Source organism: Oleiphilus sp. HI0123 (assembly GCF_001635315.1).
Genome location: NZ_LWGE01001538.1, coordinates 1 through 3,277 on the forward strand (window position 1 = coordinate 1; position 3,277 = coordinate 3,277).

A 3,277-nucleotide genomic window follows, 5' to 3' on the forward strand; every position below is an offset into this window, starting at 1 on the left:
TTTGACGCCGATGAAGGTAGTGCAGATTTAGGTAGTGAAATTGACATTCTAGTTGCCAAGAAGTTTTCTGATAACTACACAGGGCTAATCAAGCTTGCCGATTACAGTAAAGGAGACTCGGGCGAGGATACTACGAAAATTTGGGTGCAGCTCGCAGCTAAATTCTAGTCTCTTAGGTTAATTTTTACTGCTAGCGGAGGTTTCTTCCACCTCCGCTTTTTTTATGCCCGATAGCCACAAAATATCCCCGTGAATTCCAGCATTTTTTTTGATCAGTGCTAAACTAAACGAATCAATAAAAACAAAGCACTTACGAGAGCCTCAGATACCGGATAGAACTAAGTCTTATCTTTTTAAATCTGGCCCTAAATACGCTACGTAAGTGAGTTTGGGAGACACTGCCAATGCTTAGCGAGAACACCCAACAAACCGTCATTGCAGCAAAGGTTGCCGCTGAGCTCTATCATGCTCAGGAGATTACTCGAAGCTTATCTATTTCTTCCAAAAATTTGCGCGTACTCGCTAAACGTATTGGCGAAAGCGCAGCCGGTCTAGCTGTTTTGGCAACCTTTTATGATGAGTGTTCACGTGAATCCATATCCTTGGCCGACCTGGTGAGTACCATGACTGTTGAAACCGCCAATAAAGCCGTTCGCGAGTGGCGTACCAGTTTATTTGAAGAGAAGCTTGAAAAAGCCTATAGAGTGATGGAACCGGACAAAGTACCTCAGATCGTCCAACAACACATCCAGGGGCGCCCTCAACGCGAGCAGCAAAGCCGTGAACGCATTGCACGCTTTAACCGCGAACTAAATGACCTTCTGACGGAAATGCAAAAGAATATTCGTAGCATCGCCGTTATTGCTGTTAATTCCAAAATCGAAGCGCCTCGAACTGGCGAACATAGCCCTGTTTTACTCGATATGGCGCATAACGTTGAAGAGATGATCAAGCGCATCCTTTACCATATCGATAAAGCGTTAAAGTTTTTATCTACTAACAATAAACTAATCTAGGCACGCACATGAAATCTCAAGCAATATATCAAGAAAAGCATCAATGGATCTATTTCGGAAGAGACCCTGACAAGCCTGAAAAAATTATTGATTCGAATCAGTTTATGATCGTGAATAATCAACAAGCTGTTTTACTCGATCCTGGCGGTGTTGAGCTTTTTGCTCCTATGTTAAGCTCTGTCGTCAAATACATTCCTTTAGAGCAAATCACTCACTTGTTTGCTTCTCACCAGGACCCAGACATCATTTCGTCTTTGGGTCTTTGGGATCAGGTTATCCCAGATGCGAAACTTCATGGCCCTTGGCTTTGGGAAGGCTTCATACGACATTTCGGCATGAACAATATTTCTTACGAGGCGATACAGGATGAAGGCCGAACATTGGATCTGGCGGGCCTGTCTTTACAACTGATTCCCGCACACTACCTTCACTCTTCGGGCAACTACCATGTATATGACCCTGTCGCGAAGATCCTGTTCACTGGCGATGTTGGTGCGGCTCTTGAGCCTATCGACAGCCCAATGTTCGTCGATGATTTTGATGCACATATCCCGAAAATGAAAATGTTCCATCAACGCTGGATGCCTTCCAATGCAGCCAAAAATGACTGGATCAACCGCGTCAGAAAATTAGAGATCGACATGCTTCTTCCCCAGCACGGCCGAATATTCAAAGGTGAAAATGTTGGGAAATTCCTGGACTGGTTCGAGCAATTACAGGTAGGATCCGCCATTTCGCAGAAAGAATAGCCTTAATTTCGAATCGGAACACATGAAAAAACCTGAATTATTATCTCCCGCAGGCTCGCTCCAGAATATGGAGTACGCCTTCGCCTATGGCGCAGATGCAGTTTATGCTGGCCAACCACGGTACAGTTTGCGCGTCAGAGAAAACGAATTTAACCATATTGAAAACCTTGCTAAGGGCGTTGCTCGCGCACACAAGCTTGGCAAACAGTTCTATATCGCATCGAACATTAGCCCGCACAATGACAAGGTAAAAAGTTACCTTCGCGACATGGAGCAAGTCATTGCTATGAAGCCAGATGCGCTGATTATGTCTGACCCCGGCATTATCATGATGGTGCGAGAAAAATGGCCTGATGTGCCTGTTCACCTTTCAGTTCAAGCAAACGCGGTAAATTGGGCAACAGTGAAATTCTGGCAACAACAGGGCCTGACACGCGTCATTCTTTCGCGGGAACTATCCTTGGATGAAATTGCGGAAATTAAACAACGCGTTCCTGAAATGGAAATTGAAGTTTTCGTTCACGGTGCTTTGTGTATTGCCTACTCTGGCCGTTGTTTATTGTCCGGTTATATGACCCATAGAGACTCAAACCAGGGCGCTTGCACAAATTCCTGTCGCTGGAAGTACCAGACTCACGAAGCAGAACAGACTGATGGCGGAGAAATTGTTCCAAGCCAAGCAGTTGAAACCTACGACCCTAATGTTCAAACACTTTCACTTTCGGAAAGTTCTGACGTCCTAGAAAAAGTTTCCCCTTTATACCTACTACAGGAAAAAGGCAGACCTGGTGAGTACATGCCTGCTTATGAAGATGAGCACGGCACCTACATCATGAACTCCAAAGACCTACGAGCTGTTCAGCATGTTCAGCGCCTGATGGATATAGGTGTTGAGTCCCTGAAGATTGAAGGCCGTACCAAATCGTACTATTACGCTGCAAGAACTGCTCAAGTATACCGACAAGCGATCAATGATGCCGCCGCCGGCCATGAGTTCAACATGGCCTTGATGGACGACCTCGAAGGCATGGCTAATAGAGGTTTCACAGAGGGTTTTTACCGCCGCCATGTACCTGATGAATACCAAAACTATGAGACAGGCAATTCAACCTCAACTCAGCAACTATTCGTCGCAGACGTTCTGGAAGGTGACCTTGGCACAAATCGCATCAAACTTGAGGCGAAAAACAAGCTTTCTACTGGAGATCAGCTCACGCTGCTAACACCGGTAGGTAATATTTCCTTCACCGCAGCACAGCTATTCAACAGCAAGAACGGCCGAGAAATTGAGTCAGCTCTTGGCTCGGGTTATAAAGTTGAACTCGAGGTTCCGGAGCTTTCCAAGCTTAAGCTTACTCACGAAGCGCTTGAAAAAGGCTTAATTGTTAGAAATATCTAATCAAGGACAAATCTTCCTGTAAGCAGAGCCCGCTCCTCAAGGGCGGGCCTCCTGCAAAAGTGCTGATAGCATCCTAAGGCAGGCTCGGCCTTTGGCCGCGCACTATAAAAAGG

At 45.8% G+C, this 3,277-nt stretch carries 3 protein-coding genes; all 3 read left to right on the top strand.

Features of this window, described 5'->3' with window-relative positions; genetic code table 11:
- Positions 1-404: 404 nt before the first annotated feature.
- The 3 genes from A3761_RS20520 to yegQ are packed head-to-tail and all read left to right on the top strand — an operon-like array spanning position 405 to position 3,164.
- Positions 405-1,016, top strand: a complete 612-nt coding sequence (locus A3761_RS20520) for a hypothetical protein (RefSeq protein WP_068516779.1) — start codon at positions 405-407, stop codon at positions 1,014-1,016.
- An 8-nt stretch (positions 1,017-1,024) separates the two neighbouring features.
- Complete coding sequence (locus tag A3761_RS20525; RefSeq protein WP_068516776.1) at positions 1,025-1,765, top strand: MBL fold metallo-hydrolase; 741 nt, start codon at positions 1,025-1,027, stop codon at positions 1,763-1,765.
- 22 nt (positions 1,766-1,787) lie between these two features.
- Positions 1,788-3,164 carry a tRNA 5-hydroxyuridine modification protein YegQ gene (gene yegQ, locus A3761_RS20530; protein ID WP_068516773.1) on the top strand — a complete coding sequence of 459 codons (1,377 nt, stop codon included), beginning with the start codon at positions 1,788-1,790 and terminating at the stop codon, positions 3,162-3,164.
- Positions 3,165-3,277 lie beyond the last annotated feature (113 nt).

Excerpts from the sequence above, each read along its gene's own strand:
- A3761_RS20520 (WP_068516779.1), top strand. The coding sequence starts at position 405 with ATGCTTAGCGAGAACACCCAACAAACCGTCATTGCAGCAAAGGTTGCC.
- yegQ (WP_068516773.1), top strand. The coding sequence starts at position 1,788 with ATGAAAAAACCTGAATTATTATCTCCCGCAGGCTCGCTCCAGAATATG.
- A3761_RS20525 (WP_068516776.1), top strand. The coding sequence starts at position 1,025 with ATGAAATCTCAAGCAATATATCAAGAAAAGCATCAATGGATCTATTTC.